Below are 25,633 nucleotides of genomic sequence, written 5' to 3' on the forward strand. Positions count from 1 at the left end.
GAACGTGGCTCACGTCACTCGGGGTGTCGTCGATAAGCAACTCTGGTTGACTGAAAAGGGGGTGTAGTCAACTAAGGTTGCTTGTATGCCTGATGTCGATCCTCCCGGTACCCAGGGCCCGGCCGATGCGCTTGCGTCGGTCGCGGCCTTGCGCCGCCTGGCTGATCAGGTCGAAGACGCTGCCGTCGAACAAGCGATGCGGGCGGGCTGGAGCTGGCCGCAGGTCGCCGAGGCGCTCGGGGTCACCAGGCAGGCGGTGCACAAGAAGCATGCCAAGCGGCTCATCGCCGCCGGAATCGAGCTGCGCAGGCGCGACGCATGATTCTTCACCGCCCGGGGTCGCCGACGGCGCCGTATGCGCCCGCGATGGGAAGCGCCGAGCGGGCGCGCACCAGTGCCTACGTGCCTGCGGCTTCTCGCTCGATCTGCTCGGTGGCCTCGCGTTGGATCCGGTCGAACTGTGCGCCCATGGCCGCGGCGAGCGCATTGGCCGCCGACAGCGGGCGGACCATGACCATGAGGTCATCGATCTTGCCGTCGGCATCGAGGTGGATGAAATCGCAGCCGGTGAGCTGTTTGCCGTCGACCTTCGCCTCGAAGACCAAGGCGTGGTCGAGCCCGTTGACGTCGGCGATCTCGCGAATGTAGCGAAAGTCTTCGAAGACTCGCATGACGCCGCGGATGATGGCGGCGGTGATGGCCCGGCCCGGGTATGGCTTGAACGCCACCGGGCTGGTGAAGACGACGTTGTCGGCCAGTAATGCTTCGATGGCGGCCGCGTCACCGGCTTCGACGGCTTTCCGGAACGGGTGCATGACCCACCTCCCATAGTTCAATGTGTCGAGTATCCGAATCGAACGCTATCGGGCGCCGCCCCACCAAGCGACTGATTCGATCACCCCGCCGGGCGCGCGGCGCTGCACGCCTTCGCTCTCGACGCACCGATACCGAGCGTGCCGGGCTCTAACTCACGTTGCTGCGGGAAAATTTCTTTCGAACAGGAGAGCATCCGCTGGGCGGAGTTCGCGCTGACCGGCATCGACCGCCGCGTCGCGGCCCGGTCCCAGTGCGCAGGCTCGGTGATAGCGTTCGAATATGCACGATAGCGTGACGGTTCGGATGGCTGCACCCGCCGAAGAGGTCTGGGAATTGGTCAGCGACATCACCAATACCGGCCGGTTCAGCCCGGAGACCTTCGGCGCGGAATGGCTCGGTGGCGCGACAGCGCCCGCCGTCGGCGTCAAGTTCCGTGGCCACGTCAACCGCAATGGCTGGGGCCTGAAGTATTGGACGGTCTGCCGGATCGACGCCTGCGAGCCGGGCCGTGAGTTCACCTTCACCGTGCTCGGTCCCGGCGGGATGGCGCTCAACACCTGGAGCTATCGGTTCGAGACCGTCGCTGACGGCACCGATGTCACCGAGTCGTTCCGGCTCGCCGACATCGTCGGGCTGCGGCTGTACTGGCTGGTGGCCGGTCGGGCGCGCGGGAAGACCAATCGTGAGGGAATGCGGCAAACGCTGAACCGCATCAAGGAGTTCGTCGAGCAGAAGTGAGACCGGATTGTCGGTGGTTGCAGTACGGCGTTGGTTCGAACCGAACGGGACCCGTCCGGGTATTGCCTCACGCAGTGCTCGAACTTCAGCCACGAATGATCGCCTATCAGCGGGACGGTCACGGGCCGAGCAGGATGAGGCCCGATGAGACGGTGTGCGATGACGGCGGTTTCGGCTGTGGTAGTGATGGTTTCGCCACTGGCCCTGACATCGGCGTCGAGTGCCGATCCGGAATTCTCGATGCGGGCCCAGGTGCTGCAGGCCGGTCTGGACGAGCTGGTCAAGGACACCTTGGTGCCCGGTGCGCAACTGGTGCTCACCGAGCACGGCACCGACATCCAGATCAATAGCGGTGTGGGAGATGTGGCGACCGGCGCGGCTTTCCCGGATAACGCTCAGGTGCGGATAGCCAGCAACACCAAGGCCTTCGTCGCGACGGTCGTGCTGCAATTGGTGGCCGAGCATCGAGTGGAACTCGACGCTCCGCTGGAGCGGTATCTCCCTGGCCGGGTCCGCGGGCCGGGTGGCGACGGGCGTGTGATCACCGTCCGAAATCTCTTGCAGCACAGCAGTGGTATTCCCGACTATCTCGACTACCTCGACCTCGATTCCGCTGACGCACTGCGGCGGTCTCGGCCGGCCGACGAGCTGATCCGCCTCGGCCTCGACCATCCGTCCGTGTTCGCCCCCGGCTCGGCCTTCGGCTACTCCAACACCAATTATCTGCTGGCGGGGGAGTTGATCGAGCAGGTCACCCGGTCCTCGGTCGGGGTCGAGATCACCAGCAGAATCCTGGTGCCGCTGGGGCTGACCAGTACTTACTGGCCATTGTTCCCGGTGGAGAACGTGATTCGGCAACCGCATCCGCACGGATATCACACCTTCAAAGGCACCCGTGTCGACATCACCGACATCGACCCGGGCTGGGGCCTTTCCGACGGCGCACTGGTGTCCACCGGTGCGGACCTGAACCGATTCTTCATGGCCTTGGTGTCCGGGCGGCTGCTGCCACCTGACGTGCAGGCCGAGATGATGCACACCATTCCCACCAACGATCCGGCCCGGCCCCGCGAGGTGGGTCTCGGCCTGTTCCGTCGCGTCAACAGGTGTGGCATCGAGACCTGGAGCCACGGTGGCGCCATGAACGGCTACTTCGTCTTCGGCGCGGCCACCACCGACCGCGCGGTGACCATCAGCACGAACGAGCTCACGGTCTTCGTGGGCATGAGTGTATTGATGGGGGGCACGAATGCCCTCGTCGATGCTGCCCTCTGCGGGTAGCGGCGGTATCAGGACTTCGGCGCGGCGCGCAGCCGCGCTTCGAGGCCGTCCATGACGCACAGCAAGCCGAAGTCGAAGGCCATGGCGCGGGCGACATCCGGGTTGGCCGGGACGCTCGTGCGGTAGTCCGCCATCATCTCCGGGTAGTCGTGGCCGATCTGGTCCATCAGCGCCATCATGTTCTCCGGGTTGAGGTCACCGTCGAATGCCTTGTCCGCGGTGATCGCCGGAATGACCTGGCCGAGAACGTAACTCATCACCGTGCTGGTCGCGAGGTGGACGTCCACGCCGGTGAAGCCCGCGCGGAGGAAGGTGCGGCGCAGCCGGTCGCCGAGGCGCAACGAGTTCGGGCCGATGTTCGGCATCTGGACCGCCATGGACGCCACCCACGGGTGGGCGAGCATGGTGACGCGCAAGCTGTAGGCGACCGTCGTCACCACATCGCGCCACGAGGCTTCGTCGGGCTCCGGGATGTCCACCAAGCCCCAGATTTCGTCCAGGGCCAGTTCCAGTAGTTCGTCCTTGTTCGCGACATGCCAGTAGAGGCTGGTCGCGCCCGCGCCGAGTTTGGCCCCGAGCTTGCGCATGCTCAGCGCCTCGCGCCCCTCGGCATCCAAGAGTTCGATTGCGGCAGCGACGATCTGGTCGCGGCGGAGGCCCGCCGTTTTGGGTTGGCGGGGCTCGCGGGTCCACACCGAGGTGAACTGCTTGGTCATCGAGCCAGCATAATTCGCTCGCACATTGTTCGATTCTATCGTACGGTGTGCGAGTGGAATCGAACGTTGTACGAGACCCTCGCCGTTGGTGGATTCTCGGGGTCCTCTGTCTGTCTTTGCTGGTGCTGATGATCGATGGCACCGTGCTCAATATCGCTATCCCGTCACTCATCCGAGAACTCGGGGCCTCACCCTCGGACGTGCAGTGGATCCTGGACGCCTATGTCCTCGTCTTCGCGGGTTTGCTGCTCACCGCGGGCAGCCTGTCCGACCGGTTCGGCAGGCGTCGAATGCTGATCGTCGGCCTCGGGGTGTTCGGAGTGGCATCCTTGTTCGCCGTGCTGGCCACCGAACCGTGGCAGGTTGTCGCCGCGCGTGCCGCCATGGGCATCGGCGGCTCGCTGCTGATGCCTTCGACGCTGTCGATCCTGATGACCACCTTCGCCGAAGACGAGCGGCGCAAGGCGATGGCCGCCTGGTCCACCGTTTCGATGGTCGGCATCGTGCTCGGGCCGACGCTGGGTGGTTTTCTGCTGCAACACTATTGGTGGGGCTCGGTGTTCCTGCTCAATATTCCGGTCGCGGCGTCGGCGATCGTCGCCGCGGTCGTGCTGATGCCCGAATCGACGGGGGAGCAGCGGCCGGTCGATCTGCTCGGCGTGGTGCTGTCGATCACCGCGCTCGGCTCGACGGTCTACGTGATCATCGAACGTGAGTGGAACATCGGGATGATCGTGCTGGCGATCGCGTCGTTCATCGCATTCGCCGTGTGGGAGAGTCGATCCGCGCACCCGATGCTGCCGCTGGCGGTCTTCCGCAAGCGTGATTTCACCGGCACGGCGCTCACCCTGCTGCTGATGGTGTTCGGTATGGGCGCGATCATGCTGATGCTCACCCAGTACCTGCAGTTCGTGCTCGGCTACGGGCCGATGAAGGCCGGGCTCGCGCTGCTGCCGTACGCCGTGGCCGCCGCGGTGTGCAACGGTCTCGGCGCGACCTTGGGGCAAAAGCTCAGCAACAAGACGCTCATCGTGGCGGGCCTGCTCGTGATGGGCGTGGCCTTCGGCATCCTGGCCCTCGGCACCGGATATTTCGCGGTGCTGGCGAGCATGCTGGTGATGGGCATCGGCGGCGGCCTCGCCGGTCCCGCCGCCTATGCCGCCATCATGAGCGCCATCCCACTCGAACACGCCGGTGTCGGCTCGGCCATGAACGACACCCTGCAGCAGGTCGGCATGGCGATCAGCATCGCGATTCTCGGCAGCGTTCTCGCGGGGGTGTTCACCTCGAACATGCCCGCGGATGCTCCTGACGCGGCCCGCGAATCCATCGGCGCGGCTTTCCAACTCGGCTACATCGAGCCGGCGAAGACGGCCTTCACGACCGCCATGTCCACCGGTGCGTGGATCAGCGCGGGCTTCAGCATCGCCGCCGCTCTGCTCGGCCTGGTGCTGCTGCGGTCGCGCTCGGGCTCGGCCGAGTCGCCGAAGGAAACGGAGGCGGCCACGGTCGGGTAGCGGTGCTGCGGCCGGTGCCGTTCGACGAATGGCACTGGCCGACACTGCGAATCGATCCGCCCTCATAGCGTTCTCTGGGGAATAGCCACTCGCATCTCGCGGACGGCTCCGCTATGCTCCCCTCTGCCTCCTCATTGTGCATGTCGGCACATTCGATCGGGGAGTATCGCGAGTGCGGAACTGGTTCGAGCATCGGTGTGCAGGGCGCGGCAGATCAATTGCCCCTGATGACGGAATGGAAAACCCGAATGAGGCTTTGCGACAGCACTACAGCGGCCGTCCTGGTTATCGGCGCCGTGACTCTTGGTACAGGCATCGTCCACGCCGAACCTGCCGTGGAGCCCGCGCAGCCCGACATCACGTACTCGGTCAAGCTAGTGGACAAGGCCGTGGTGACCACCGTGAAGGGCGGCACCTTCGAGCTGTCGAAAGCGCTCGCGGGTGTGCTGGCCGCGGGCGGTGACGGTCGTCTCGTCGAGCGAGACGGCCAGCTGGTCGACGCCACGGGCAAGGCCGCCGATATCGCCGACGTGGTCGACGTGGTCGATCTCGAGGACGGCGCGGGTCGCACCGTGCTGACCCTGCCGCTCGACTTCCGTATCGCGGCGACCGGAATCCCGGTCGAACCGGTCGTGCAGAAGGACGGCACGGTGCTGGAATTGACGCCGAGGAAGCCGGCGGGACTCGCCGTCTCGCAGCCGGTTGCCGTCAAGCCGGTGGCGTCGGTGCTCGAGAACGAGCGCGCCAGAAACCAATTCGCCAGCCAATTCGGCCTTGCCACCGCGATCGGCGGTTTCGTCGGGACCGCGGTCGGCGCGACCATCGGTTGCGTGGTCACCATCGCCGCGGGCTGCATCGCTGGATTCCTCACCGGCGCCGGTATCGGCGGGATCATCGGAACCATCATCGTCGGCGGCCCGGTTCTGCTTGCCGCAGGTGTCGATCTGGTCAGCACGATAATGGCCGCCGACGGCACGACGCATTGGGCGGACAAGCCCAAGATTGTGCAGCCGCAGCCGACCCAGGCGCAGCAGGCACCGGAACAACCGCGGTAGCTACACGGGGTCGTCGACCAGCTGAACCGCCAGGGCGCGACCCGCGGCGCGCAGGGGTTCGGTCGAATGCAGGGTGCGGCTGAGGATGAAGGCGCCCTCCAGTGCGCTCAGTAGTGCGAGCGTGAACTGGCGCGCCTGCATCGCATCGAGCCCGCGCCGCTCGAAGTATTCGGTGCCGCGAGCGATCCATGAGTTGAGGATTTCGGCGGTGACCGCCCGCAGCGCCGGTTCACTGTCGGCGATTTCGCCCGCGACTGTGACGACCGGGCACATATTGAGCCAGCCCGCCTGTTCCATCTGTTCGGCGGCATCGGTGAAGGCTGCGGTCACCGCTTCGCGCAGATCTTCGTGCGGATCCATCAGAATCGGCAGCAGCTGGATGTAGGCCGCGCCCGCCGCCCGCAGCGCTTCGGCCGCGATCTGCTGTTTGCCCTGGGGGAAGTGGTGATAGAGCGAGCCCATCGGCGCCTGCGCCAGCTCGCTCACCTGCTTCACAGTGGTCGCGCCGTAGCCCTGCGTGCGCATCAGCTCCGCCATCGCCGTGCGGATCCGCTCCCTGGTGCTGGTTGACATCTTCTCGGCCACTCCGTAAGACTAGAGCAAATGCTCTAGAGCGACTACTCTAGCGGAGGTGCTGCGATGCCTGCAGTTGATATTGCCGCCGGTCGGATCCACTATGTCGAGCGTGGCGACGGCCCGCCCGTCGTGCTGCTCCACGGTCTTTTGATGAACCACACCGTGTGGGATCGGGTGATCGACCTGCTGCCGAGCGGATTCCGCTATGTGCTGCCCGACCTGCCGCTCGGCGCGCACACGACGCCGATGAATCCCGGCGCGGACCTCTCCCTGCGCGGGCAGAATCAGATCATCGCCGACTTCCTCGCCGCGCTCGATCTGCGCGAGGTGACAGTGGTGCACAGCGACTGGGGTGGGGGACTGTTTCTCACCGCATACGGTCTCGATCAGCGGGTGGCCCGATTGATCGCACTGCCGTGTGAGGCGTTCGACAACTTTCCGCCAGGACTGCCGGGCAAGATGGTCGCCATCGCGGTCGCGATTCCCGGCGGGGTCGCACTTGCGTTGCGGCAGTTGCGGATCCGGTTCCTACGCGACTCGCCGCTGATGATGGGGCTGATGGCGCGCAAGGCGCTGCCGGACGACCTGGTGCACGGGTGGACCGAACCAGCGTTGCGCGACAAGGCAATTCGGCGTGACCTGATCAAATATGCCAAGTCGGACTTCCGTGGACCCGAGCTGATCGCGAATACCGAGGCATTGCGGCACTTTTCCGGTGATGCCCTGGTGCTGTGGTCGTCGGCGGGCAAGGTGATGCCGAGGGACCACGGTCGCCGGCTCGCGGAGTTGCTGCCCAAGGGCAGTCTCGTGGAGATCGACGATGCCTACGTCTTGTCTATGCTCGATCGACCCGACGCGGTCGCCGAGGCGATGGCGGCCTTCCTGACCAGCCAGCGGACCGGGGCGGTCTGAGGCGCGAGTCACCACACCGCGCTGTCGAAATCGGCATCGCGGTGCTCGCCGAATCCGCGTCGGTGCACACCGGCGCGGGCAGTTGCGGCGGAATTCCCGGACCGGCAACCGCCTGGCCGCCGCGAACGAGGACGCGCCGGTTCGGGTGTGGCGTGCCGCCGTACTCTGATTTCCATGTCGGTAATCGCGGAATCGCGCGTCGATGCGGACTTCGACCGGCTGTTCGAGCTGCTCAACGGCCGCCGGGTGGCGGTGCTGACCGGTGCCGGTGTGTCGACCGACAGCGGCATCCCCGACTATCGCGGCCCCACCTCACCGGCCCGCAATCCCATGACCTACCAGCAGTTCGTCGGTGATCCGGTCTTCCGGCGACGGTATTGGGCGCGCAACCACATCGGCTGGCGTGCCATGGACGGCTCCCGCCCCAATCCCGGGCATCGCGCGCTGGCCCGACTCGAGTCGATGGGCGTCGTCACCGGGCTGATCACCCAGAACGTCGATCTGCTGCACACCAAGGCGGGCAGCCGTCGCGTGATCGACCTGCACGGCGCCTACGCACGGGTGCGTTGTCTCGGCTGCGAAGCGCTCATCTCCCGCATGACGCTGGCCGAGCGATTGGAAGCGGCGAACCCGGGTTTCGCGGCCGATGCCACGGCCAGCGGTGTCGAGGTGGCTCCGGACGCCGACGCGGTGATCGCCGACACCGAAAGCTTCCGCATGGTCGACTGTGCGCGCTGCGGCGGCATGCTCAAACCCGACATCGTGTACTTCGGCGAAAACGTCCCCAAGGATCGCGTCGCCGCCGCCTTCGACCTGGTCGACCACGCCGCGGTCCTGCTGGTCGCCGGTTCTTCGCTGACCGTCATGTCGGGCCTGCGTTTCGTCCGTCACGCGGCGAAACACGGACGGCCCGTTGTCATCATCAACCGAGGTGGCACCCGGGGCGACGCATTCGCCGCGCTCACTCTCGATGCCGGCTGCTCCACCGCGCTGACCGGCCTCGCGGACGCGGTCGCCGCTGTCGGTGGTCTGCGTTAGCGTCGTGGGTATGCGGCTTCACGTGGGATGTGCGATGTGGACGCACGCCGCTTGGCAGGAACGGCAGCCCATCGCGGGGGAGAAGTTGCGGTCCTATGCCGAGTGGTGCAATGCGGTGGAGGGCAACACCACCTTCTACGCGACGCCGCAGCGGCGGACGGTGCAATCGTGGGCCGAACAGGTCGGGCCCGACTTCCGGTTCGTGGTCAAACTGCCGAGGACTGTCACCCACGAGCGCAGGCTGGCAGGCGTCGACGCGGAGATGCGCGCGTATCTCGACGCCATCGAGCCGCTCGGGCCGAGCGCGCACGCGCTGTGGGTGCAGATGCCCGGCTCCTTCGGCCCGAACGATCTCGGTGCGCTCGCCGCGTTCCTGCGCAGACTTCCGCGCTCATATCGATCCGCTGTCGAGGTCCGGCATCCGGCGTTCTTCGAGAACGATTCCGCCGCACGGCAATTGGAAAGCGTGCTCGCGCTCGTCGATGCGGAGTGGATACCTTTCGATACGACAGTGCTTTTCGATGGCCCGTCGGCCAGTCCGGCCGAGGCCGAGGCGCGGTCGAAGAAGCCGCGCCTGCCGCGCCGTATGCGGGCGCTCACCGAGTTCCCGATCGTTCGGTATCACGGGCGTGATGCGGAGGAACGCACGATCGCGGGCTGGCAGCCGTGGCTCGAGACGGTCGTCGAGTGGTTGCGGGACGGCCGATCGCCGACGGTCTTCCTCCACACCCCTGACAACGCAAGCTCTTTGGATCTCGCGCGCCGGTTCTACGACGAGATACAGGCGCGGCTCCCGGAATTGGCGCCGCTGCCCGAGCCGCAGCCGGTCGAACCGATGACCTTGTTCTGATCGAGCCGCAGGCGATTTCGAACGCCCGGTCCGAGCCCCGGAATTCTGAAGCTGTCAGCAAGTGCGAAGTAGCTTCGGCGGCAGCGGGTTTCGTCTAGCGTGACCGGGCGTGCGTCAGGAGTGGTTGCTCGAGGATCTGATCGGGTCATGGACGCTGGTCGGTAACAACCCACCCTGTAGGCGATGGCCTCGGCAACCACTCTCGACAACACTCCTGCGACCCGGTCAGGGCTCGAGGTCGACCACGCCTTTGCCGCTCAGGATGTCGAGCGGCACCGACACCTGATCGTGCGCGATCAACCAGGTGTCGTCGACCTTCCGCATGCCGTACGTGACCCGGACCCACATGCCGCTCGTTTCGGCCCCGTTCTTCAGCGTGCCGCGCAGACGTGCAAAGGCGTGCCCGAATGCCACATCATTGCCTACGGTGAACGTCAGGTCGCGAACCTCATAGGTCACACTCTCGAAGAACATGAAGACTTTCGCCCAGTTCTCGAGTTTCGCCGCTATCCCGACATGCTGGAGCGGCGGCTCGACATCGAAGGAGACGACGTCGGTTGTGTACAGCTGTTTCAGGGCCTCGAGATCCTTGGCTCGCAGTCCTTCGACTACCTTGTCGATTTGCCGGCGAATCTCGACTTCCTCTACCTCGATACGGTCAGCGCGTGACTGAAAGTCGTTCGGCGTCGTCATGATCGGTTCCTTCGGAGTCGATGTGCGGGGTAGGTGGCGGGCCGCCGTAGCGGATTGTCGCGTAGATCGATCAGTTCGAACTCGCCGCGCCGCCGAGTCCAGCACCCACCGCGCGACCTAGGACCTTTGCGGTACTGCCGAGGATGATGCCGTTTCTGATCATGTCCGGAACTCCTGTTTCCCTGAAGGGCCCATACCCTTCCGACGACACAGCCGCCCGGAATGTCAGGCCGCCGACAAATCGGGTCGCCGATTCGTCGATTCTGGTAAGGACCTACCGACCGAAGGAGCCGACCATGACCGACCCGGACCTGGGCACGGTAATCACCGAGCGGTGTCAGTTGATCAATTTCGCCGGGTCGCGAACTTCCTCGTCGAGCGTGGCGATCCGCGCGTATCCGGCGATTGTTTTACGGACATCGGCACTCGCGCGGGGGACCTTGCCGCGGTGCGCGCGACCGATGGCACGATCATCGGCAATGCTGTGATCGACTCGTCGTGGGGGCCTGGAGGAGATGGCTGTGGATTACTACGATCTCGGGACGTACACGCGACCGGTGACGACGTCGTCGCCCGCCGCTCAGCTGTGGTTCGATCGGGGTCTCATCTGGACCTATGGCTTCAATCATGAAGAAGCCGTGCATTGCTTTTCCCGGGCTTTGGACGAGGACGCCGGCTGTGCGATGGCCTACTGGGGTAAGGCCTTTGCGCTGGGGCCCAACTACAACAAACCGTGGGAGTTCTTCGACGAGACCGAACTGGCCGATACCGTCGCGCGCACCTTCGATGCGGCGCGGCGGGCGGTCGAGCTGGTGGATTCCGTCGCACCGGTCGAACGGGCGATCATCGAGTCACTCCCCGCGCGTTATCAGCGCGATCGGCCCGATGGTGACGGCACCGCGTGGAACCAGGATTACGCCGACGCGATGCGCGCCGTCTACGAGCGGTTCCCCGACGATATCGACGTGGCGGTGCTGTTCGCCGATGCGTTGATGAACCTGACACCGTGGGGGATGTGGGACCAGCACACCGGTGAACCGGGCGGCGCACATACCTTGGAGACAAAGGCGGTGCTCGAACGAGTGCTGGGGAGCGCAGAGGGCCGGGCCCATCCGGGTGCGCTGCACATGTACCTCCACCTGATGGAGATGTCGCCGACGCCGGAAGACGCGCTGCCGATCGCCGATCGGCTGCGCGGGATGGTGCCCGATGCCGGGCATCTCGAGCATATGCCCTCACATATCGACGTGCTGTGCGGCAACTACCGGGCGGTGGTGTCGTCCAATTCGGCGGCTATCGCCGCGGACGAGAAGTTTGTGCGACAGGCTGGCAAGGTCAACTTCTACACCCTTTACCGCGCCCACAACTACCACTTCAAGATCTACGGCGCGATGTTCCTCGGCCAGTCCGAAGTAGCTCTGAAAACAGCTGTGCAGCTGGAGAACTCGATCCCCGAGGAGTTGCTGCGGGTGCAGGTTCCGCCGATGGCCGACTGGCTGGAGGGGTTTCTGTCGATGCGGGTGCACGTCCTCATCAGGTTCGGTAGGTGGGCGGAGATCATCGCTCTCCCGCTCCCGGAAGACCAGGACCTGTACTGCGTCGGCACCGCGATGCTGCACTACGCCAAGGGCGTTGCCTACTCGGCGACCGACAACATCGAACAGGCACACCAACAGCAGCAGCTCTTCCTTGCCGCGCTCGACCGAGTCCCGGAAACCAGGACCCTGTTCAACAACACCTGCCACGACATCCTCGCCGTCGCCGCGGCGATGTTAGAAGGTGAACTGCACTATCGAAAAGGCGACTGCGACACTGCCTTCGAAGCCCTCCGTCGATCGATAGAACTCGACGACCAGCTGCCGTACGACGAGCCGTGGGGCTGGATGCAGCCCACCAGGCACGCCTACGGCGCGCTGCTGCTCGAACAGGGCCACGTCCGCGAGGCCGAAGCCGTCTACCGCGCCGACCTCGGCATCGACGACACCCTGCCCCGCGCCTCGCAGCATCCCGCGAATGTGTGGAGCCTGCACGGATATCACGAATGCCTGGTGCGGCTCGGAAAGACCGGCGAAGCTCTGATCATCGGCCAACAACTGAAACTGGCTGCCGCCGTGGCGGATGTTCCGATCGAGGCATCATGCTTCTGCCGACTTTCCGTAGCCGTGGACGACAACGCTGAACCGGCCGAGAACCACTGCCGAGCAGTTCCTGCTCAACCGATGTGAGCGCGGTTGCGCGAGAGTTCGCCCGATCACACCGCTCTCGCGCCCGAGGAGGTCGATCAGAACATTCCGCCACAGCAGGATCAGACGGAGATCAACCGACCTCGGCGACGAGTTCGATGGCCCGGCCGAGGGTGGCGAGGCGTTCGTGCAGGGTTGCGCCGGCGGGATACAGCCGGACGGTGTCGATGCCCGCGTCGCGCCAGACCTGGAGTCGGTCGCGAACCATGGGTTCGGTGCCGATCAGTGTGGTGGCCAAGACCATGTCGTCAGTGACCAGTGCCGTGGCGCCGTCGTGGTCGCCAGCCTGCCAGCGTTCGCGGATCTCGCCGGTGACCTCGGACCAGCCCTGCCTGCTGTAGGCGGCGTTGTAGAAGTTGGTGTCGGCGCTGCCCATGCCGCCGATGCTGAACGCGAGTTCGCCTTTGCGACTGCGGATGTGGGACCGCAGCAGTTCTTCGTCGTCGAAGAGGGCGACCTCGGCGCCCTGGCAGGTGTCGAGGTCCGCGCGGGTGCGGCCGGAGTTCGCGAGCCCGGCATCGAGATGGTCGAAGTAGGCGGACGCCCCCTCGGGCACGAAGCTGGTGCCGAGCCAGCCGTCGGCGATTTCGCCGGTCAGTTCCAGCATTTTGGGGGAGAGGGTGGCGAGATAGATGGGGATGTCGGGGTTCGCGGCCTTCGACAGCCGCATCGGCCGGGCGGTGCCGGGCAACGGGATCTGGAAAACCTTGCCGGAGAACGTGATCTTCTCCCCGGCCAATGCTCGGCGGATAATCTGCACCGTCTCGCGCATGCGGGTCAGCGGGCGATCGAAGCGCACGCCGTGCAGGCCCTCGATGACCTGCGGACCCGAGGCGCCGAGCCCGAGCAGGAATCGCCCATCGGACAGGTCGGCGAGGGTGAGTGCGGTCTGGGCGATGGCCACCGGTGTTCGGGTGCCGAGTTGGATGATGCCGGAGCCCAAGAGGATTCGGTCGGTACGGCCGGCCAGGTAGCCGAGCACCGACGGGGCGTCCGAGCCCCAGGCCTCCGCGACCCAGCAGATGTCGAGGCCGAGCTTCTCGGCCTCGAGCACGAAGTCCAGCGTCTGCCCCGCGGCGTCGGACGCCTCGATCGTCGTCGCGGTCCTCACCGGTCACCCGCCGATTCTGCGCGCTGCTTGATGGCGGCGACCGTTGCGGTCATCGCGGTTTCGAACTCCCGCATCCGGACGAAAACGATCTTCTCTTCCTTGTCCGGCATCTGGTCGATCGCTTGTGAGAGCCCGGACCGGCCGGGGCCCATCCGGACCCACTGGCGCAGCTGGGTGCCGCCGTCGCGGTCCCGCAGGGTGAAGCGCCAGGTGGCCGTCGGATTGTCGGGATCCTGTACTGCCCAGGCGAATACCCGCTCCGGGTCGCATTCGACCACATAGGAGGTTGTCGACCACTCGCCGAGCGCCGGGTGACTGTTCGTGCCGACGAACGCGCTGCCGACAGCGGGCCCCGCCGCGTCGAGCCAGTTCGCCGATTGCAGTTCCGAACTCATCTGCGGCATCGACTCGACGTCGGTGACGATCTCCCAGACCCGTCGCGGTGAAGCATCGATCCATGTCTCGACCTCCGCCGTCGGGCCGTCGGCGTACTTGGCGCCCGTCCACTCCATGGCAACCACCTCTCTGTGACATGCCTCGCGAGGGATAGTCCCGTAGATAGACTTAGCATGTCAAGCATCTGAAATGGATTATTCTTGCGCGAACCGCCGGGCGATCTCGGGCCGCTCGGCCAGATGCGGCGGGTAGCCGGGCCCCATTCGCATGCGGGACTCCTCGAGAGGGACGGGGTCGCCGCAGTGTGCGCAGACAACGTTCACCTGGGTGTCATGACCGCACCGGGTGTGGTGCAGGACGACCGGCGGTCCATCCTCGGAGGCGAGCCACCGATCGCCCCACTTCGACATGGCGAGCAACACGCTCCAGAAGTCGGCGCCCTTCTCGGTGAGCAGATACTCGTAGCGCACCGGCTCGTATTGGTAGGCCTGCTTTTCGAGCAGCCCTTCCTCGACCAGCCGGTGCAGCCGTTCGGAGAGTGTGGTGCGGGCGATCCCGAGCTCCAGTCGGAACTCGTCGAAGCGGCGAATCCCGTAGAACGCTTCGCGCAGCACCAGCGGCGTCCACCAGTCGCCGAGTAGGTCCATGGTTCGTGCGACCGAGCATGGCCAGCGTGCGAAAGAAGTCCGTCTCATGACCTCAGCATAGGGGGTCCTATGTTGAGACTCTGCTGATAGAAGTACTGCGGAGTGTCAATTCGGCGTGAGTGCCCCGGCGTGGTAGCGGGTCGCGGCGTTCCAGAGGAAGAAGCTGGTGTCGCCCGCGGCCGCGGCGGCATCGATCTGGGCTCGGACCTCGGCGTCGCCGTAATTCACCCCGAGGCTGAAGTCCTGCAACCAGGGGATGACGTCCGCGTGCGTGCCCGCGGTCAGTGTGTTGAAGTCCGCCAGTGAGCGGAACACGATGTCGTAGGGCTGCGAGTTGGGGTTCGCGACGTCGTATTCACCCGGATTCCAATGCGACGGGTAGAGCATCGGCGCGACGTAGTCGACGTACTGGGCGATCGAGGGAATGTCCTGGGCGATTGCGTCCGGCCGGGTCGAGGCGATCCCGAATACCGCGGCACCGAGATGGGCGCCCTTGTCCCGCACCGGGTCACGGCTTTCGTGCAGGAACTGCGCGATCGACACGCTGGGGGTGTCGATCAAGCCGGGGAATTGCATCTGCGCCAGGCCGCCGTCCGGACGTCGGACGTAGTCGTACATGATCCCGTCGAACCCGAGTTCGGCCGCTTCGACGGCGAGGTCGATGTTGTATTTCCGGATCTCGGGATTGGCGAAGTTGGTGAAGGCGATGGGGCCGTAATGACTGGAATACGGCTGGCCGGAGGGGTTCTGGATGACCCAGTCTTGATGTCCCTCGCGCCAAGCCCATTCCGCCATCGTCGGATCACGGAATGCCACAATCCGGCCGACCACGCTCAGGTTCATCTCGTGCAGCTCCCGCAATGCCGTGCGGGCGTCGTAGATCCCGGCGGCCGCGCCCGATGCCCGGGCGAGCGGCACCTGTGAGTCGTAGCCGACGATGCCGTCCTCGTCCTTGATGTCGAGTTGGACGGTATTGATGCGCCCTTCGCGCGCCATGTCGAGCACGCCCGCACGCAGACCCTCGTGCATCCACGCGTAGGCGGTCACGTGCACCGCCTTGATTCGCGGCACGTCGATAGCGGCGTTGATGGCCTTGGATGCCGTGTTACCCGCGGCGTCGACGGCGATCAACTCCGCGCCGACCGGTGCGCGTGGCAATGTGATCTCGAAAGACCCGTCCGCGCCGGCCGGCACCGACTGCGCGCCGACCGAGACACGGTCGGCGCCGGTCGCCTTGCCGCGCAACACGACAGACTGGCGGTAGGAAGGCACGCTCGCGGGCTGACTCAGCTCCACCGTCGGCGGCTCGGTGTCGACGGTGAATGTCTTGGCGACGCCGGGTCCGGCCTTGAGGAAGCCGAGCAGGCCGCCCGATCGGATCTCGGCGGTGAACCTGTGGGTGCCGTCGGCGAGGTTGCCCGGCCGGTAGCTCACGGCATTGCCCACGACGTCGCCGGTGACGGGTTTGCCGTCGAGCTCGAGCCGCATGTCCTTCGGGTCGTGACCGCGGGCATCCACCCGTAATTCCAGCGCGGCCATGGCTGTCGCGCCGACAACGCCCTCAGGGAGCCCCGTCATCGTTAAACCCTCGGGTTCCGCGCGGAGCGCGCCGATGGTTACCGAAGCGACCAGAATTGATAAAACTGCGATAACCGCTATTGCCAGCAGTCGACGTCGTCCTGTAGGCAAGACCGGTTTGTTCAATGCGCGCACCAACTTTCGTTCCTCGCTTTCTCTTACTATCCGCTCTGGACACCGAAAGCAGGGACGTATTCCTGCGTTTCTTGAAGCCGAACTCACCCACCGCCCCGTAATGTTGGATCGGTGAAGCGGAACGCTCGCATCAAGATCATCATTATCGCGTCGGTAGTCGCATTCGCGGCAGTCCCCGCCTGCGAAACGCCGAAAGATCCCGTCGCCGCCGCCGTCGGCGGTGTGTCGCCGCCGACGAGTTCGCTGCCCGATGCGGCTGCGGTCGCGGCGAACGAACTCGGGCTGGTGCCCGTCCTGATGTACCACCAACTGACGTCGTCGCCGGTCAGCGAATACGACCAGACGGCGACGGAATTCCGCCTCGAACTCGAACGTCTCTACCGCGAGGGCTATCGCCCGGTGACCGTCGCCGATTACATTTCCGGTCGGATCGACCTCCCCGCGGGCACTCATCCTGTCGTGCTGACCTTTGATGACTCGACCATCAGTCAGGTCCGGTTCGCCGATGACGGCACAGTCGCCCCGGATACGGTGCTGGGCATTCTGACGGAATTCGCCGCCAGGAACCCGGATTTCACACCAAGAGCCACCTTCTACGTCAATAACGAACCTTTCGGCAACGATCCCCGAGCGTTGCCGTGGCTGGCCGAACACGGATACGAGATCGGTGCCCACACCGCGACCCACGCCAACCTGGCGAGTCTGGACGCCATCGGCGTGCAGCGCGAACTAGCGGAAAACGTCCGCGCTATCGAATCCGCCGCACCTCGAAATAAGGTGCGCACCATGGCATTGCCCCTCGGGATCTTTCCGTCTGACCATGCCCTCGCCGCCGGAGGCGACTGGGACGGCACCCCGTACGCATTCGACGCCGTGATGCTGGTCGGAGCCGAGCCCGCCTCTTCCCCGTTCAGCACGATCGACCCCTTGGGCATCCCACGCATCCGATCCGGCAAGGGCGAGGTCGCCTTCGACTCGGCCTACTGGCTCGACCGGCTCGCCGAGCACCCCGATCAGCGCTACACCTCCGACGGCGATCCGACCACGGTCAGCTTCCCCAAAAGCCTGGCGGGAGAGCTGAGCTCACCTCGATCGCACCGCGTCAACGCCTACTGATCAGCGGGTGCGGCCGGAAAAGTAGCGGAGCCCGACGTGGTTGCGGTCGGTGTGGCTGCCGAGGGCGTGGTCGGAGTGCAGGCCGAGGTACTGGCGTCGGGTGCGGGTGCGGGTGCGGGTGCTCCAGCGGCGGGCGGCTGCGGTGCGGGTTTGTAGAAATTCACCGTGTAGCCGCCCTCGTAGACGCGCGGCAGCAGGTAGCCGCGCGGATATTCCTTGACCGCCGCCACTCCGAGGAATTCGATCTCGATGCCGAAGTCGGGGCGGCTGAGGCGGTTTCGGTGGGTGCGGCCGCTGTGATGCAGGAACGCTGCTGGCGAGCAGCGGTAGACGTTGTGCAGCGCGGCGGCGCTCGATCGGTCGAGCACGAAGCCGGGACCACCGGGATTGCTCACTGCCGCATGCGAAGTCACCGGATGGTGGCAATCAGCGGGTGTCGCGCTGGCTGTCGTCATAGGTGAGGCAGCCGTGCGTGGCTCAGAGCTGGGCCCACGCTCCGGTGAGCGCGTGGCGCAGGATCTGTTCCATCTCGTCGAACTGGGTCTGATCGCAGATCAGCGGCGGGGCCAACTGGATGACCGGTTCGGCCCGGTCGTCGGCGCGGCAGTGCAGGCCGGCCTCGAACATCGCCTTGGAGACATAGCCCTTCAGGATCCGGTTGGCTTCCTCGTCGGTGAACCGCTCCTTGGTGTCGCGGTCCTTGACCAGCTCCACCGCATAGAAGTAGCCGGTGCCGCGGACGTCGCCGACGATGGGCAGGTCGGAAAGCTTCTCCAGGGTGGATCGGAACGCGGACTCGTTGGCGAGCACGTGCTCGTAGATGCCGTCGCGTTCGATGAGATCGAGGTTGGCGAGCGCGACGGCGCAGGAAACGGGGTGGCCGCCGTAGGTGGAGCCGTGCATGAAGGTGGCGCCGTGCTGGAACGGTTCCATCAGCCGGTCGCTGACGAGCACCGCGCCCAGCGGGGCGTATCCGGACGTGAGTCCCTTTGCGGTGGTGAGGATATCGGGCTGGTAGCCGAAGCGCTTGGCGCCGAAATCGTGGCCGAGGCGGCCGAAAGCGCAGATCACCTCGTCGGAAACGAGCAGAACATCGTGCCGGTCGCAGATCTCGCGGACGCGCTGGAAGTATCCCGGGGGCGGCACGAAACAGCCGCCGGTGTTCTGCACCGGCTCGAGGAAGACCGCGGCCACCGTGTCGGCGCCCTCGAATTCGATGGCCTCTTCGATCCGGTCCGCGGCCCACCGGCCGTAGGCCTCGTAGTCGTCGGCGTGTTCGGTGGCGCGGTAGAAGTTGGTGTGCGGCACCCGCTGGGTGCTCGGCACCAGCGGCTCGAAATCGGCCTTCGCGCCGGGGATTCCGGTGATCGACAGTGCGCCGAGCGAGGTGCCGTGGTAGGCCATCGAACGGCTGATCACCTTGTGCTTGGTCGGCTTGCCGACGAGCTTGAAGTACTGCCTGGCCAGCTTCCACGCCGTCTCGACCGACTCGCCGCCGCTGACGGTGAAGAACACCCGGTTGAGATCGCCGGGTGCGGCGTTGGCGAGACGTTCGGCGAGTTCGATCGCCGTCGGGTGGGCGTAGCCCCAGATCGGGAAGTAGGCGAGTTGGCGAGTCTGGCGGGCCGCCGCCTCGGCGAGTTCCTCGCGGCCGTGGCCGACCTGCACCGCGAACAGGCCCGCGAGACCGTCGAGATACCGCTTGCCATGGGAGTCCCAGACGTAGGCGCCGTCGCCGCGCACGATGACCGGAACGTCCGCGCCGGTCAGGCCGGTGTGCGGGGTGAAGTGCATCCACAGGTGGTCACGGATGATACGGGAGGCATCCGGGGCGGCAAGGGGATGGAAGTCGGTCGTGGCAGTCATGTGCGGGCTCCTCGGAGGCGGGACTGGTCCACTCGGTTATTCCACACCATACGGCGTATCGCAACTAAATCTGCTGCTGATCGCGCGATTGACAACTGATTAAGGTCAAACTGATCGATATTGCTGCGGATTTCGTTGTCCGGTCAGCGAGTGCTCCACTGGTAGGTCTGCTTGCGCAACTTGAGGTAGACCATGATCTCCGCGTGCCGTACGCCGGGCAGCGTGCGCAGCCGGTTGGAGGCCAGGTCCAGCAGCGCTGTGTCATCGGTGCAGACCGCTTCGCACAGGATGTCGTAGCGCCCCGCGCACTCGACCACATAGCTGATCTCGTCCATGGCGGTGAGGGCGTCGGCCACCGGCCGCAACGGTCCGTCGACGGTGATCGCGATCATGGCCTGGCGGAAAAGGCCGACCTGCAAGGGATCCGAGACGGCGACGATCTGGATGACGCCGGCGTCCGACAGCCGCTGCACCCGCTGCCGGACGGCCGCCTCCGACAATCCGACCGCCTTGCCGATGGTGGCGTAAGCCCGGCGGCCGTCCTCCTGGAGCTGGGCGATGATCCGCTTCGAGATGTCGTCGAGCACCGGCGCGGGCCGGTGGTTCTCCTGCTCGCTCACGTGCTGCGTCCTTCCTCAGAAGTTGTGGTGAAAACATTCGGATGCGTCGATGTCGGACGCTGCGAACAACGAAATCCGTCGAATTTTACGACTGACGACCTTTATATCGCAGTGACAGCCGCTGGTGTCGGGTTGTCGTGGTTCAGGATCCGCGCGCGAGCAGCGCGAGCAGCAGCTCCGCGCGCACCCGGGCATTGTCGAGATCGCAGCCGAGCACACTCTGTGCCGTGGCGATCCGCTTGCGCAATGTGTGCCGATGCGCCCCCGTCACGGCCGCCGCCGATTCCCACTGTCCGTTGGACTCGAGGAACGCGCGCAGCGAGCTCAGCAGATCGGTGCCGTGTGTGCGGTCGTAGTCGACCAGCGGGGTGAGCATGGTGTCGGCCATCGCGTTCAGCACCTGCCGGGTGGCGTCGAACGACAGCAATGAGCGACCGGCCAGTTCGGTGAATTCCGCAGGGGGACTGCCACGTTCGGCGGCGGAGGCGGCGAGCTCGGCATTCGCCAGCATCTCGGTGAGATCGTGCGGGGGATGCGCGCCGCTCAGACCGAGACGGACTTGCTTTCTGGTCGCGGCCTCGATCTCGGTCGTGAGCCTGCGGGCTAGCGCGGTGCCCTCGGCGGCGGGCAACACGACAAGCACCCGGCGCTCGAGGACGTGCATGAACAGGGGAAGCCCGGCTCGGGCGAGCGCTCCTTCCAGGGCTCCCCGCACTCCGGCGACCGCGCCCGTGGTGTCGCACTCCGCGACCAGAGCTCGGATGCGGCCCTGCGCGTCGGCGGCCTGGGCCAGCTGCGCCCACGCCGGAGTGAGGTCGGCGTCGGTGCCTAGCAGCAGCCCGAGTGCGGTGCTATTGAGCAGGTGCTGTGCTGCTTGCAGCCGTGCGGGTTTCTCGAAATCGAGCCCGAGCAGCGAGTTGGCGTGCCCGAGCAGGATCTGATCGACAGCGCCGAGCGGTGCCGGGCTGACCACCACCAGATCACCGTAGGAGCTGCGGCCGACGCTGATGCGCTGGTGCGTGATCGACATCCCCGACGTATCGGTGTGGACGCTGCTCGCCGACGCGGCCGGGTCCGCGGCAAGCGCCGCGCGCACCGTGCGCAGCAGATCGTCATCCGGGGCGCCCGGATGGCATTCGGTGACGGCGCCCGCCGAATCCAGCATCAGGACCTTCGCGCCGAGCGATCCGGCCAATTCGCGGACGATGGCCTGCGCTCCTGCCTTGACCAGTGCTCTCGTCATGCGCGGTTGGGCGCGCGAGGCACGCAGCAGTGCGTCGTACTGCAGCTGCGCCAGCCGCGCGGTCACGCGTTTGACGATGGCCGCGAATGGCGTCGGCAACGGCACCTCGAAGAGCGGAAGACCGATCGCGTCGGCCGCTTCCGTGAGATCCGCGGGCACCTCGGCGTGGGTCAATCCGGTGCCGAATCCGACTGCGGCCACACCGCATTCGTCCAGGCCGCGCAGATACTCGAGCCGGTCGCGCGGCGTGGCGGGCAGCCGCATCCCGGTGGTGAGCAGTAGTTCCCCGCCCGATAGCCAGCGGAACGGGCTTTCGAGCTCGGAGGTGACGACCAGGTCGATCTCGCGGCCAACGCCTGCCGCGCCGCCTTTCAGCCGCACCGCGAGATCGGGCTGGGACAACACCCAGCTAACAGGAACCGCCATCGCTGGTGAGTGTACAGAATGTCGAAGAATCGCCGGTGTCTTGTCCATCTTGGCAGGGTGTCCGCGGATGTGTCGCGGGGCACACTTGACCTAGGCAAACCCCGGACAAACGCACCGAGAGATGGACGGTAAACAATGTCGAGGCCTGCGCTCCAGAACTACATCGACGGCGAATTCGTGGCTTCGTCCGCCACCGAAACCTTCGACCTGGTGAATCCGGTGGACGAAACCGTCGTCGGGCAGGCCCCGATCTCGAACAGGGCCGACATCGATGCCGCGATGGCGGCCGCGCAGCGAGCCTTCGAATCCTGGGGCCGGACCACCCCGAGCGTCCGGCAGGCCGCACTGCTGAAGCTTGCCGATGCCATCGAGGCGCACAGCGATGAACTGGTGGAGGCGCAATGCCGCAACACCGGGCAGCCGAAGGCGGTCATCGCCGCCGAGGAGATCGCGGTGAGCGCCGATCAGATCAGATTCTTCGCAGGCGCCGCCCGGATGCTGGAGGGCAAGTCGGCCGGCGAGTACATGGCGGGCTTCACCTCCTACGTGCGTCGTGAGCCGATCGGTGTGGTCGGTCAGGTGACGCCGTGGAACTACCCGTTCATGATGGCGATCTGGAAGATCGGCCCCGCGCTGGCCGCGGGTAACACCATTGTGCTCAAGCCGAGCGACACCACCCCGGAGAGCACCCTCGTGCTGGCCCGGCTGACCAAGGGCATCCTGCCCGACGGCGTGTTCAATGTCGTGCTCGGCGACGGCGGCACCGGCGCCGAGCTGGTGGGCCATCCGACGCCGGGGCTGGTCTCGATCACCGGATCGGTGCGCGTGGGCATCGCGGTCGCCGCGACGGCGGCACAGCAGGTCAAACGCACACATCTCGAGCTCGGTGGCAAAGCGCCCGCCGTGGTGTTCGGCGACGTCGATATCGAAACGGCCGCAAGCGGAATCGCCGAAGCGGCGTTCTTCAATGCGGGCCAGGACTGTACCGCGGCCACCCGCGTGCTCGTGCACGAGTCGATCCACGACCAGTTCGTGGACGCGTTGGTGAAGAAGGCGGAAACGCTGAAGCCCGGTCTGCCCGAGGATCCGGACACGTTCTACGGCCCGCTCAACAACATCAATCACTTCACCGAGGTGCTGCGCAAACTCGAGGCACTGCCCGCGCACGCGCGGGTCGTCACCGGTGGAAAGCGCATGGGCGACAATGGCTTCTTCGTCGAGCCGACCATCGTCACCCAGGTGCGGCAGGACGACGCCATCGTCCAGGACGAGACCTTCGGCCCGGTGCTGACGGTGCAGCCGTTCCGCGACGAAGCCCAGGCCATCGACTACGCCAACGGTGTCCGCTACGGGCTCGCGGCGAGCATCTGGACCAAGGACCACGCCAGAGTGGAACGACTCACTCGCGCACTGGATTTCGGCGCGGTATGGGTGAACTGTCATATCCCGCTCGTCGCGGAGATGCCGCACGGCGGGTTCAAACACTCCGGCTACGGCAAGGATCTCTCGGCGTACAGCGTGGAGGAATACACCCGCGTCAAGCACGTCATGAGTTCGCACGAGTAGGCGGGCACGCAGATGAGGTTGGTGGTCGGCTACCTCGCCACCCCGAGCGGTGCGGACGGTGTGGCGCTTGCCGTCCGGCTCGCTCGGACCTTGGACGCTCAGCTGGATATCTGCATGGTGCTGCCGCCGGATCAGGTGGCGGCGGGCGCGGTGCCGACCGGCGGATACGAGGATGTGCTCGTCGCGCAGGCGCGGCAGTGGCTGGCCGAAGCGGCGGCAGCGGTGCCGAACGACATTGTGGCCCAGACGCATATCAGCTTCGACGAATCGTTCGCCGCCGGTCTGATCGAACAGGCCGAGAAATTGGCTGCCGCGGCGATCGTCATCGGTGCCGCCGGTGACGGGCTGATCGGCCGCCACTCCATCGGTTCTGTCGCCGGTGACCTGCTGCATTCGGCGCCGGTCCCGCTGGCCTTGGCTCCGCGCGGCACCCGTCATTCGACGGTCGACCGGGTGCGCGAGGTGACCTGCGCCATCGGCGACCGCCCCGGCGCGGATCTGCTGCTCGACGTCGCTCTGCGCGCCAGCAGAGCGGCGGGCACGCCGCTGCGGCTGGTCTCACTCGTCGCCCTGGATCCGATGCACGGCTCCCGCCGCGCCGACGATCTGCCCGCCGCAGTCCGCAACCGTGCCCTCGAACACGCACGAGAAACCCTCGACAGCGCGAAATCCGCTCTGCCCGAGGACTTTCCGGTGTCGTCCTCGACGACCGACGGTCCGACGGTCGAAGCCGCCGTCAACAAGCTCGAATGGCACGACGGCGACCTGATCATGGTCGGCTCGAGCCGACTCGCTCAACCCCGCCGCCTGTTCCTCGGCTCTACAGCCGCGAAGATGCTCCGGGTCCTGCAGGTACCGATGGTCGTGGTTCCGAAAGAGGGGGCCGACGACCATGGCCGGTGACGCCGCGGTCCCGCCGCCTGTCGCCTCCGGTCCCACCGTGGCAGCCTCCGCCGAGCCGTTCGTCGACAAGGGGCTGGCGGCGGGCCAGGTCGGCACCTTGGCCGGTGCGGTACTGGGTATTTCGTGCGTAGCCCCCGGATACACGCTGACCGCGAGCATCGGGCTGATCGTGGCCGCGGTCGGCCTGAAGATGCCCGCCATTCTCATCGCGGGCTTCATCCCGATGTTCCTGACCGCCTACGCCTACCGCGAACTGAACTCGCGGGTGCCCGACTGCGGTGCGTCGTTCACCTGGTCCACCAAGGCCTTCGGTCCCTATGCCGGGTGGATGTGCGGCTGGGGCATGGTGATGGCCTCGATCATCGTGCTGTCCAATCTGGCCTCGATCGCCGTGGAATTCTGCTATCTCTTCTTCGCCAGGATTTTCAGCGAGCCCGGCATCGCCGATCTCGCGGGCAACAAGGGCATCAATATCGCGACGACTCTGCTGTTCCTCGCGGTCGCCACCTTCATCGCCAGCCGTGGCATCACCACCAGTCAGCACGTCCAATATGTGCTCGTCGCCTTCCAGATGATCGTGCTGCTCGCCTTCGCGGTGGTCGCGCTCGTGCACGTCGGCCGGGGCGAGGCGCCGGGATCACTCAGCTTCAGCTTCGACTGGTTCAACCCGTTCACCGGAATCACGCTGAGCGCGTTCGCCATCGGCCTCACCGGCTCCATCTTCGCCTTCTGGGGCTGGGACACCTGCCTGACGCTCGGCGAGGAATCCAAGGATCCGACCAAGGTGCCCGGCCGTGCGGGGCTGCTCTGTGTGCTCTCGATCCTGTTGACCTACTTGCTCGTCGCGGTCGCCGTGATGATGTACGCCGGTGTCGGTGACAGTGGTCTCGGCCTCGGCAACGAGGAGAATGCCGGCAATGTCTTCGGTGCGCTCGCCGATCCGGTGCTCGGCGGCTGGGCCGGGCCGCTGCTGATGCTCGCGGTCCTCGCTTCATCGGCGGCGAGCCTGCAGACGACGTTCCTGCCCGCCGCCCGCACCATGCTCGCGATGGGCGCCTACGGCGCGTTCCCGAAGAAGTTCGCCGAGGTCAGCCCGCGGTTCCTGGTGCCGTCGTTCAGCACCATCGTGGCGGGCGTCGTCACCGGCGTCTTCTACACCGTGGTCACGCTGCTCTCGGAGCACACACTGCTGGATACCGTTGCGGCACTGGGCATCATGATCTGCTGGTACTACGGCATCACGGCCTTCGCCTGCGTCTGGTACTTCCGCGAGGAGTTGTTCGGCAGTGTCCGCAATGCCGTCTTCAAACTGCTGTTCCCGCTGCTCGGCGGGCTGATGCTGGCGACGGTGTTCGTGATCTCCGTGCGCGAGAGCATGAACCCGGACAACGGCAGCGGCGCGTCGGTGGGCGGTGTCGGCCTGGTGTTCTTCATGGGCTTCGGGATGCTGTGTCTCGGCGCGGTACTGATGTCGGTGATGCGGTGGCGCGACCCCGAGTTCTTCCGTGGCGACACGCTCACCAGGCAGACCTCGGTCATCAGCGATGACGCCGCATCGATCCGCGTGGACAAGCGGTAAACCGACCGATGA

Annotated in this window: 26 protein-coding genes; 14 read left to right on the plus strand and 12 right to left on the minus strand. The window is 65.9% G+C overall.

The window, feature by feature from the left end:
• The first annotated feature begins 85 nt into the window (after positions 1–85).
• Complete coding sequence (locus tag ACFU4Z_RS27555) at positions 86–322, plus strand: hypothetical protein (protein ID WP_379068170.1); 237 nt, start codon at positions 86–88, stop codon at positions 320–322.
• 76 nt (positions 323–398) lie between these two features.
• Here ACFU4Z_RS27555 and ACFU4Z_RS27560 read toward each other — a convergent pair whose 3' ends face one another.
• Positions 399–815, minus strand: coding sequence for a nuclear transport factor 2 family protein (locus ACFU4Z_RS27560; protein ID WP_379068173.1), 417 nt, complete (start codon positions 813–815; stop codon positions 399–401).
• Positions 816–1,095: 280 nt separating this feature from the next.
• Here ACFU4Z_RS27560 and ACFU4Z_RS27565 point away from each other — a divergent pair, with 280 nt between their 5' ends.
• The gene (locus tag ACFU4Z_RS27565) at positions 1,096–1,554 is read left to right on the plus strand and encodes an SRPBCC family protein (RefSeq protein WP_379068176.1); all 459 of its coding nucleotides are present in this window, start codon (positions 1,096–1,098) and stop codon (positions 1,552–1,554) included.
• Positions 1,555–1,713: 159 nt separating this feature from the next.
• A complete protein-coding gene (locus ACFU4Z_RS27570) occupies positions 1,714–2,835 on the plus strand; it encodes a serine hydrolase domain-containing protein (protein WP_379068179.1) in 1,122 nt (373 codons plus the stop codon).
• An 8-nt stretch (positions 2,836–2,843) separates the two neighbouring features.
• Here the strand turns inward: ACFU4Z_RS27570 and ACFU4Z_RS27575 are convergent, their stop codons facing one another.
• Positions 2,844–3,551, minus strand: a complete 708-nt coding sequence (locus tag ACFU4Z_RS27575; RefSeq protein ID WP_379068182.1) for a TetR/AcrR family transcriptional regulator — start codon at positions 3,549–3,551, stop codon at positions 2,844–2,846.
• Positions 3,552–3,604: 53 nt separating this feature from the next.
• Between ACFU4Z_RS27575 and ACFU4Z_RS27580 the strand changes: the two genes are divergently transcribed.
• Together ACFU4Z_RS27580 and ACFU4Z_RS27585 are read left to right on the plus strand one after the other, a co-directional pair.
• Entirely contained in the window at positions 3,605–5,068 is a 1,464-nt protein-coding gene (locus ACFU4Z_RS27580) for an MFS transporter (protein WP_379068185.1), read from the plus strand.
• Positions 5,069–5,364: 296 nt separating this feature from the next.
• Positions 5,365–6,123, plus strand: coding sequence for a hypothetical protein (locus ACFU4Z_RS27585; protein ID WP_379068189.1), 759 nt, complete (start codon positions 5,365–5,367; stop codon positions 6,121–6,123).
• On the opposite strand, the gene ACFU4Z_RS27590 is transcribed toward ACFU4Z_RS27585, so the two are convergent.
• Positions 6,124–6,708: a TetR/AcrR family transcriptional regulator gene (locus tag ACFU4Z_RS27590; RefSeq protein WP_379068192.1), complete on the minus strand. Its 585-nt coding sequence runs from the start codon at positions 6,706–6,708 to the stop codon at positions 6,124–6,126. It abuts the gene before it with no gap.
• A gap of 54 nt (positions 6,709–6,762) precedes the next feature.
• Between ACFU4Z_RS27590 and ACFU4Z_RS27595 the strand changes: the two genes are divergently transcribed.
• From ACFU4Z_RS27595 to ACFU4Z_RS27605, 3 genes are all read left to right on the plus strand, one after another.
• On the plus strand, positions 6,763–7,611 hold the full coding sequence (locus ACFU4Z_RS27595; RefSeq protein ID WP_379068195.1) for an alpha/beta fold hydrolase: 849 nt from the start codon (positions 6,763–6,765) through the stop codon (positions 7,609–7,611).
• 174 nt (positions 7,612–7,785) lie between these two features.
• Entirely contained in the window at positions 7,786–8,649 is an 864-nt protein-coding gene (locus ACFU4Z_RS27600; RefSeq protein WP_379068198.1) for a Sir2 family NAD-dependent protein deacetylase, read from the plus strand.
• Positions 8,650–8,659: 10 nt separating this feature from the next.
• The gene (locus ACFU4Z_RS27605; RefSeq protein ID WP_379068201.1) at positions 8,660–9,499 is read left to right on the plus strand and encodes a DUF72 domain-containing protein; all 840 of its coding nucleotides are present in this window, start codon (positions 8,660–8,662) and stop codon (positions 9,497–9,499) included.
• 225 nt (positions 9,500–9,724) lie between these two features.
• Here the strand turns inward: ACFU4Z_RS27605 and ACFU4Z_RS27610 are convergent, their stop codons facing one another.
• Positions 9,725–10,192 carry a YybH family protein gene (locus tag ACFU4Z_RS27610; protein ID WP_379068204.1) on the minus strand — a complete coding sequence of 156 codons (468 nt, stop codon included), beginning with the start codon at positions 10,190–10,192 and terminating at the stop codon, positions 9,725–9,727.
• A gap of 296 nt (positions 10,193–10,488) precedes the next feature.
• Between ACFU4Z_RS27610 and ACFU4Z_RS27615 the strand changes: the two genes are divergently transcribed.
• Both ACFU4Z_RS27615 and ACFU4Z_RS27620 read left to right on the plus strand, forming a co-directional pair.
• Entirely contained in the window at positions 10,489–10,680 is a 192-nt protein-coding gene (locus tag ACFU4Z_RS27615) for a hypothetical protein (protein WP_379068207.1), read from the plus strand.
• A 27-nt stretch (positions 10,681–10,707) separates the two neighbouring features.
• Positions 10,708–12,417, plus strand: a complete 1,710-nt coding sequence (locus ACFU4Z_RS27620; RefSeq protein WP_379068210.1) for a hypothetical protein — start codon at positions 10,708–10,710, stop codon at positions 12,415–12,417.
• Between the two features lie 91 nt (positions 12,418–12,508).
• On the opposite strand, the gene ACFU4Z_RS27625 is transcribed toward ACFU4Z_RS27620, so the two are convergent.
• The 4 genes from ACFU4Z_RS27625 to ACFU4Z_RS27640 form a co-directional block, all read right to left on the minus strand.
• Positions 12,509–13,546, minus strand: a complete 1,038-nt coding sequence (locus ACFU4Z_RS27625) for an LLM class flavin-dependent oxidoreductase (protein ID WP_379068213.1) — start codon at positions 13,544–13,546, stop codon at positions 12,509–12,511.
• Positions 13,543–14,058, minus strand: a complete 516-nt coding sequence (locus ACFU4Z_RS27630) for an SRPBCC family protein (RefSeq protein WP_379068216.1) — start codon at positions 14,056–14,058, stop codon at positions 13,543–13,545. The genes ACFU4Z_RS27625 and ACFU4Z_RS27630 overlap by 4 nt, the downstream gene beginning before the upstream one ends.
• 78 nt (positions 14,059–14,136) lie before the next feature.
• Positions 14,137–14,637 carry a winged helix-turn-helix transcriptional regulator gene (locus ACFU4Z_RS27635; RefSeq protein ID WP_379068219.1) on the minus strand — a complete coding sequence of 167 codons (501 nt, stop codon included), beginning with the start codon at positions 14,635–14,637 and terminating at the stop codon, positions 14,137–14,139.
• Between the two features lie 57 nt (positions 14,638–14,694).
• Entirely contained in the window at positions 14,695–16,167 is a 1,473-nt protein-coding gene (locus ACFU4Z_RS27640) for a putative glycoside hydrolase (RefSeq protein WP_379068222.1), read from the minus strand.
• 246 nt (positions 16,168–16,413) lie between these two features.
• Here ACFU4Z_RS27640 and ACFU4Z_RS27645 point away from each other — a divergent pair, with 246 nt between their 5' ends.
• A complete protein-coding gene (locus tag ACFU4Z_RS27645) occupies positions 16,414–17,418 on the plus strand; it encodes a polysaccharide deacetylase family protein (protein WP_379068225.1) in 1,005 nt (334 codons plus the stop codon).
• On the opposite strand, the gene ACFU4Z_RS27650 is transcribed toward ACFU4Z_RS27645, so the two are convergent.
• The 4 genes from ACFU4Z_RS27650 to ACFU4Z_RS27665 all read right to left on the minus strand — a co-directional run bounded on the left by ACFU4Z_RS27650 (position 17,412) and on the right by ACFU4Z_RS27665 (position 21,573).
• Entirely contained in the window at positions 17,412–17,813 is a 402-nt protein-coding gene (locus ACFU4Z_RS27650; RefSeq protein WP_379068228.1) for a hypothetical protein, read from the minus strand. The genes ACFU4Z_RS27645 and ACFU4Z_RS27650 overlap by 7 nt on opposite strands.
• Positions 17,814–17,895: 82 nt before the next feature.
• A complete protein-coding gene (locus tag ACFU4Z_RS27655) occupies positions 17,896–19,284 on the minus strand; it encodes an aspartate aminotransferase family protein (protein ID WP_379068231.1) in 1,389 nt (462 codons plus the stop codon).
• Between the two features lie 143 nt (positions 19,285–19,427).
• Positions 19,428–19,904, minus strand: coding sequence for an Lrp/AsnC family transcriptional regulator (locus ACFU4Z_RS27660; protein WP_379068234.1), 477 nt, complete (start codon positions 19,902–19,904; stop codon positions 19,428–19,430).
• A 142-nt stretch (positions 19,905–20,046) separates the two neighbouring features.
• Complete coding sequence (locus ACFU4Z_RS27665; protein WP_379068237.1) at positions 20,047–21,573, minus strand: PucR family transcriptional regulator; 1,527 nt, start codon at positions 21,571–21,573, stop codon at positions 20,047–20,049.
• A gap of 135 nt (positions 21,574–21,708) precedes the next feature.
• Between ACFU4Z_RS27665 and ACFU4Z_RS27670 the strand changes: the two genes are divergently transcribed.
• From ACFU4Z_RS27670 to ACFU4Z_RS27680, 3 genes are read left to right on the plus strand one after another with little or no spacing between them, the layout of a single operon-like run.
• A complete protein-coding gene (locus tag ACFU4Z_RS27670; RefSeq protein ID WP_379068240.1) occupies positions 21,709–23,139 on the plus strand; it encodes a gamma-aminobutyraldehyde dehydrogenase in 1,431 nt (476 codons plus the stop codon).
• 12 nt (positions 23,140–23,151) lie between these two features.
• A complete protein-coding gene (locus ACFU4Z_RS27675) occupies positions 23,152–24,042 on the plus strand; it encodes a universal stress protein (protein ID WP_379068243.1) in 891 nt (296 codons plus the stop codon).
• A complete protein-coding gene (locus ACFU4Z_RS27680) occupies positions 24,032–25,621 on the plus strand; it encodes an APC family permease (protein ID WP_379068246.1) in 1,590 nt (529 codons plus the stop codon). The genes ACFU4Z_RS27675 and ACFU4Z_RS27680 overlap by 11 nt, the downstream gene beginning before the upstream one ends.
• Positions 25,622–25,633: the final 12 nt, after the last annotated feature.

Origin of the sequence: Nocardia sp. NPDC057440 (assembly GCF_042802915.1) — a bacterium.
Classification (GTDB): Bacteria; Actinomycetota; Actinomycetes; order Mycobacteriales; family Mycobacteriaceae; genus Nocardia.

Excerpts from the sequence above, each read along its gene's own strand:
- ACFU4Z_RS27555 (WP_379068170.1), top strand. The coding sequence starts at position 86 with ATGCCTGATGTCGATCCTCCCGGTACCCAGGGCCCGGCCGATGCGCTT.
- ACFU4Z_RS27560 (WP_379068173.1), bottom strand. The coding sequence starts at position 815 with ATGCACCCGTTCCGGAAAGCCGTCGAAGCCGGTGACGCGGCCGCCATC.
- ACFU4Z_RS27565 (WP_379068176.1), top strand. The coding sequence starts at position 1,096 with ATGCACGATAGCGTGACGGTTCGGATGGCTGCACCCGCCGAAGAGGTC.
- ACFU4Z_RS27570 (WP_379068179.1), top strand. The coding sequence starts at position 1,714 with ATGACGGCGGTTTCGGCTGTGGTAGTGATGGTTTCGCCACTGGCCCTG.
- ACFU4Z_RS27575 (WP_379068182.1), bottom strand. The coding sequence starts at position 3,551 with ATGACCAAGCAGTTCACCTCGGTGTGGACCCGCGAGCCCCGCCAACCC.
- ACFU4Z_RS27595 (WP_379068195.1), top strand. The coding sequence starts at position 6,763 with ATGCCTGCAGTTGATATTGCCGCCGGTCGGATCCACTATGTCGAGCGT.
- ACFU4Z_RS27600 (WP_379068198.1), top strand. The coding sequence starts at position 7,786 with ATGTCGGTAATCGCGGAATCGCGCGTCGATGCGGACTTCGACCGGCTG.
- ACFU4Z_RS27605 (WP_379068201.1), top strand. The coding sequence starts at position 8,660 with ATGCGGCTTCACGTGGGATGTGCGATGTGGACGCACGCCGCTTGGCAG.
- ACFU4Z_RS27610 (WP_379068204.1), bottom strand. The coding sequence starts at position 10,192 with ATGACGACGCCGAACGACTTTCAGTCACGCGCTGACCGTATCGAGGTA.
- ACFU4Z_RS27615 (WP_379068207.1), top strand. The coding sequence starts at position 10,489 with ATGACCGACCCGGACCTGGGCACGGTAATCACCGAGCGGTGTCAGTTG.
- ACFU4Z_RS27620 (WP_379068210.1), top strand. The coding sequence starts at position 10,708 with ATGGCTGTGGATTACTACGATCTCGGGACGTACACGCGACCGGTGACG.
- ACFU4Z_RS27630 (WP_379068216.1), bottom strand. The coding sequence starts at position 14,058 with ATGGAGTGGACGGGCGCCAAGTACGCCGACGGCCCGACGGCGGAGGTC.
- ACFU4Z_RS27635 (WP_379068219.1), bottom strand. The coding sequence starts at position 14,637 with ATGAGACGGACTTCTTTCGCACGCTGGCCATGCTCGGTCGCACGAACC.
- ACFU4Z_RS27640 (WP_379068222.1), bottom strand. The coding sequence starts at position 16,167 with ATGACGGGGCTCCCTGAGGGCGTTGTCGGCGCGACAGCCATGGCCGCG.
- ACFU4Z_RS27655 (WP_379068231.1), bottom strand. The coding sequence starts at position 19,284 with ATGACTGCCACGACCGACTTCCATCCCCTTGCCGCCCCGGATGCCTCC.
- ACFU4Z_RS27665 (WP_379068237.1), bottom strand. The coding sequence starts at position 21,573 with ATGGCGGTTCCTGTTAGCTGGGTGTTGTCCCAGCCCGATCTCGCGGTG.
- ACFU4Z_RS27670 (WP_379068240.1), top strand. The coding sequence starts at position 21,709 with ATGTCGAGGCCTGCGCTCCAGAACTACATCGACGGCGAATTCGTGGCT.
- ACFU4Z_RS27675 (WP_379068243.1), top strand. The coding sequence starts at position 23,152 with ATGAGGTTGGTGGTCGGCTACCTCGCCACCCCGAGCGGTGCGGACGGT.
- ACFU4Z_RS27680 (WP_379068246.1), top strand. The coding sequence starts at position 24,032 with ATGGCCGGTGACGCCGCGGTCCCGCCGCCTGTCGCCTCCGGTCCCACC.